The sequence below is a fragment of the Streptococcus sp. A23 genome (genome assembly GCF_043674155.1).
In the GTDB taxonomy this organism is placed as follows: domain Bacteria; phylum Bacillota; class Bacilli; order Lactobacillales; family Streptococcaceae; genus Streptococcus; species Streptococcus suis_V.
The window spans coordinates 1-5,221 of record NZ_JBIMJP010000034.1 but is presented as its reverse complement, the minus strand read 5'-3'; the positions used below and the strand labels follow the sequence as shown (position 1 = coordinate 5,221).

The following is a 5,221-nucleotide window of genomic DNA, read 5'->3' as shown; positions in this document are numbered from 1 at the left end:
CTAAGCGACTACCGTATCTAACAGGGGGCAACCCCCAACTACTTCAGGCGTTCTAGGGCTTAACTGCTGTGTTCGGCATGGGAACAGGTGTATCTCCTAGGCTATCGTCACTTAACTTCTGTTGAATGGAATTGTACTCGGACTAAAATCCTAGTGAAAAAGATAAACTTCCTAGAGTCTACAGACTCTGCGTCAGTTTCCTATTTTCTTACGGATTTTGTAACGCCCTCGTTACTTCACTTTATCCACTCAAAATTGAATATCTATATTCTAACAAGAAACAACCACGCTGTCAATATTGACTTCGTTGAATTTTTCTTATCTAGGATAAGTCCTCGAGCGATTAGTATTGGTCCGCTACATGTGTCGCCACACTTCCACTTCCAACCTATCTACCTGATCTTCTCTCAGGGCTCTTACTAACATAAAGTTATGGGAAATCTCATCTTGAGGTGGGTTTCACACTTAGATGCTTTCAGCGTTTATCCCTTCCCTACATAGCTACCCAGCGATGCCTTTGGCAAGACAACTGGTACACCAGCGGTAAGTCCACTCTGGTCCTCTCGTACTAGGAGCAGATCCTCTCAAATTTCCTACGCCCGCGACGGATAGGGACCGAACTGTCTCACGACGTTCTGAACCCAGCTCGCGTGCCGCTTTAATGGGCGAACAGCCCAACCCTTGGGACCGACTACAGCCCCAGGATGCGACGAGCCGACATCGAGGTGCCAAACCTCCCCGTCGATGTGAACTCTTGGGGGAGATAAGCCTGTTATCCCCAGGGTAGCTTTTATCCGTTGAGCGATGGCCCTTCCATACGGAACCACCGGATCACTAAGCCCGACTTTCGTCCCTGCTCGAGTTGTAGCTCTCGCAGTCAAGCTCCCTTATACCTTTACACTCTGCGATTGATTTCCAACCAATCTGAGGGAACCTTTGGGCGCCTCCGTTACCTTTTAGGAGGCGACCGCCCCAGTCAAACTGCCCGTCAGACACTGTCTCCGATAGGGATAACCTATCCGGGTTAGAGTAGCCATAACACAAGGGTAGTATCCCAACAGCGCCTCCTCCGAAACTGGCGTTCCGGAATCATCGGCTCCTACCTATCCTGTACATGTGGTACAGATACTCAATATCAAACTGCAGTAAAGCTCCATGGGGTCTTTCCGTCCTGTCGCGGGTAACCTGCATCTTCACAGGTACTAAAATTTCACCGAGTCTCTCGTTGAGACAGTGCCCAAATCATTACGCCTTTCGTGCGGGTCGGAACTTACCCGACAAGGAATTTCGCTACCTTAGGACCGTTATAGTTACGGCCGCCGTTTACTGGGGCTTCAATTCAGATCTTCGCTTACGCTAAACCCTCCTCTTAACCTTCCAGCACCGGGCAGGCGTCACCCCCTATACATCATCTTACGATTTAGCAGAGAGCTGTGTTTTTGATAAACAGTTGCTTGGGCCTATTCACTGCGGCTGCCTTTAAGACAGCACCCCTTCTCCCGAAGTTACGGGGTCATTTTGCCGAGTTCCTTAACGAGAGTTCTCTCGCTCACCTGAGGCTACTCGCCTCGACTACCTGTGTCGGTTTGCGGTACGGGTAGAGTATGATACAACGCTAGAAGATTTTCTCGGCAGTGTGACGTCACTAACTTCGCTACTAAACTTCGCTCCCCATCACAGCTCAATGTTACAGATACAAGCATTTGACTCATATCACACCTCACTGCTTAGACCGGCACTTCCAATCGCCGGCTTTAGTTAGCCTACTGCGTCCCTCCATCACTTCATACTCTAGTACAGGAATATCAACCTGTTGTCCATCGGATACACCTTTCGGTCTCTCCTTAGGTCCCGACTAACCCAGGGCGGACGAGCCTTCCCCTGGAAACCTTAGTCTTACGGTGGATGGGATTCTCACCCATCTTGCGCTACTCATACCGGCATTCTCACTTCTATACGCTCCAGCGCTCCTCACGGTACACCTTCATCGCCTATAGAACGCTCTCCTACCATACCACATTGTGGTATCCACAGCTTCGGTAATATGTTTTAGCCCCGGTACATTTTCGGCGCAGGGTCACTCGACTAGTGAGCTATTACGCACTCTTTGAATGAATAGCTGCTTCTAAGCTAACATCCTAGTTGTCTGTGCAACCCCACATCCTTTTCCACTTAACATATATTTTGGGACCTTAGCTGGTGGTCTGGGCTGTTTCCCTTTCGACTACGGATCTTAGCACTCGCAGTCTGACTGCCGACCATAAATCATTGGCATTCGGAGTTTATCTGAAATCAGTAAACCGAGATGGCCCCCTCATCCAAACAGTGCTCTACCTCCAAGATTCTTAATGTCGACGCTAGCCCTAAAGCTATTTCGGAGAGAACCAGCTATCTCCAAGTTCGTTTGGAATTTCTCCGCTACCCACAAGTCATCCAAGCACTTTTCAACGTGCCCTGGTTCGGTCCTCCAGTGCGTCTTACCGCACCTTCAACCTGCTCATGGGTAGGTCACATGGTTTCGGGTCTACGTCATAATACTAATGCGCCCTATTAAGACTCGGTTTCCCTACGGCTCCGTCTCTTCAACTTAACCTCGCATCATAACGTAACTCGCCGGTTCATTCTACAAAAGGCACGCTCTCACCCATTAACGGGCTCGAACTTGTTGTAGGCACACGGTTTCAGGTTCTATTTCACTCCCCTTCCGGGGTGCTTTTCACCTTTCCCTCACGGTACTGGTTCACTATCGGTCACTAGAGAGTATTTAGGGTTGGGAGATGGTCCTCCCAGATTCCGACGAGATTTCGCGTGTCTCGCCGTACTCAGGATACTGCTAGGTATAAAGACTATTTCGACTACGAGGCTGTTACTCTCTTTGGCGACCCTTCCCAGAATCTTCGTCTATACTCTTTAAGTCCACATTGCAGTCCTACAACCCCGAAGAGTAAACTCTTCGGTTTGCCCTCCTGCCGTTTCGCTCGCCGCTACTAAGGCAATCGCTTTTGCTTTCTCTTCCTGCAGCTACTTAGATGTTTCAGTTCACTGCGTCTTCCTTCTACTAGTCTTAACAACTAGTGATGACAGGCATCAACCTGCCGGGTTCCCCCATTCGGACATCTCTGGATCTACGCTCACTTACAGCTCCCCAAAGCATTTCGTCGTTTGTCACGTCCTTCATCGGCTTCTAGTGCCAAGGCATCCACCGTGCGCCCTTATTAACTTAACCTTATTAACCTAATTTTTTTCAAAAATTAGAAATTGTACTCAGACTAGAAAACTAGTGATTTAGATAAATCCCCTTGTAGTCCTAAGACTACTGCGATGATTTCCTAAAATCATACGTTTTCTTTAACGTCTTCGTAACTTAATTAAACTCATTAAATATTCACAGCGTTTTCGGTTTATTTTCTTGTTACTATTTCTATATGTACTTTCATACATAAAGGAATGTTTGATAGATATTCAATTTTCAATGGACAAGCTTAACAACTTCCGTTGTTAATGGAGCCTAGCGGGATCGAACCGCTGACCTCCTGCGTGCAAAGCAGGCGCTCTCCCAGCTGAGCTAAGGCCCCGTACACCTTATGTGTCTTGGGTAGGTTTTTTAACAAAACCTCTCAAAATTAAAGAAGACTAACGTACAGGTTCCTTATCCTTAGAAAGGAGGTGATCCAGCCGCACCTTCCGATACGGCTACCTTGTTACGACTTCACCCCAATCATCTATCCCACCTTAGGCGGCTGGCTCCTAAAAGGTTACCTCACCGACTTCGGGTGTTACAAACTCTCGTGGTGTGACGGGCGGTGTGTACAAGGCCCGGGAACGTATTCACCGCGGCGTGCTGATCCGCGATTACTAGCGATTCCGACTTCATGTAGGCGAGTTGCAGCCTACAATCCGAACTGAGACTGGCTTTAAGAGATTAGCTTGCCGTCACCGACTTGCGACTCGTTGTACCAGCCATTGTAGCACGTGTGTAGCCCAGGTCATAAGGGGCATGATGATTTGACGTCATCCCCACCTTCCTCCGGTTTATTACCGGCAGTCTCGCTAGAGTGCCCAACTAAATGATGGCAACTAACAATAGGGGTTGCGCTCGTTGCGGGACTTAACCCAACATCTCACGACACGAGCTGACGACAACCATGCACCACCTGTCACCTCTGCTCCGAAGAGAAACCCTATCTCTAGGGCGGTCAGAGGGATGTCAAGACCTGGTAAGGTTCTTCGCGTTGCTTCGAATTAAACCACATGCTCCACCGCTTGTGCGGGCCCCCGTCAATTCCTTTGAGTTTCAACCTTGCGGTCGTACTCCCCAGGCGGAGTGCTTAATGCGTTAGCTGCGGCACTGAGTCCCGGAAAGGACCCAACACCTAGCACTCATCGTTTACGGCGTGGACTACCAGGGTATCTAATCCTGTTCGCTCCCCACGCTTTCGAGCCTCAGCGTCAGTTACAGACCAGAGAGCCGCTTTCGCCACCGGTGTTCCTCCATATATCTACGCATTTCACCGCTACACATGGAATTCCACTCTCCCCTTCTGCACTCAAGTTTGACAGTTTCCAAAGCGTACTATGGTTAAGCCACAGCCTTTTACTTCAGACTTATCAAACCGCCTGCGCTCGCTTTACGCCCAATAAATCCGGACAACGCTCGGGACCTACGTATTACCGCGGCTGCTGGCACGTAGTTAGCCGTCCCTTTCTGGTAAGATACCGTCAAGTGAGAAACTTTCCACTCTTCTCACAGTTCTTCTCTTACAACAGAGCTTTACGATCCGAAAACCTTCTTCACTCACGCGGCGTTGCTCGGTCAGGGTTGCCCCCATTGCCGAAGATTCCCTACTGCTGCCTCCCGTAGGAGTCTGGGCCGTGTCTCAGTCCCAGTGTGGCCGATCACCCTCTCAGGTCGGCTATGTATCGTCGCCTTGGTGGGCCTTTACCCCACCAACTAGCTAATACAACGCAGGTCCATCTCATAGTGAAGCAGTTGCTCCTTTCAAGCATCTACCATGCGGTAAATACTGTTATGCGGTATTAGCTATCGTTTCCAATAGTTATCCCCCGCTATGAGGCAGGTTACCTACGCGTTACTCACCCGTTCGCAACTCATCCGGAAGAAGCAAGCTCCCTCCTTCAGCGTTCTACTTGCATGTATTAGGCACGCCGCCAGCGTTCGTCCTGAGCCAGGATCAAACTCTCATTAAAATTAGTTTGTCCG

At 49.4% G+C, this 5,221-nt stretch carries 1 tRNA gene and 3 rRNA genes; all 4 read right to left on the bottom strand.

The features are described from left to right. A 5S ribosomal RNA gene (rrf, locus tag ACHBIE_RS10725) occupies window positions 1–115 on the bottom strand; the annotation flags it as partial. Window positions 116–323: 208 nt separating this feature from the next. Beyond that, window positions 324–3,226 (bottom strand): 23S ribosomal RNA (locus ACHBIE_RS10720). A 276-nt stretch (window positions 3,227–3,502) separates the two neighbouring features. Continuing rightward, a tRNA-Ala gene (locus ACHBIE_RS10715) sits at window positions 3,503–3,575 on the bottom strand. 84 nt (window positions 3,576–3,659) lie between these two features. Beyond that, window positions 3,660–5,208, bottom strand: a 16S ribosomal RNA gene (locus ACHBIE_RS10710). Window positions 5,209–5,221 lie beyond the last annotated feature (13 nt).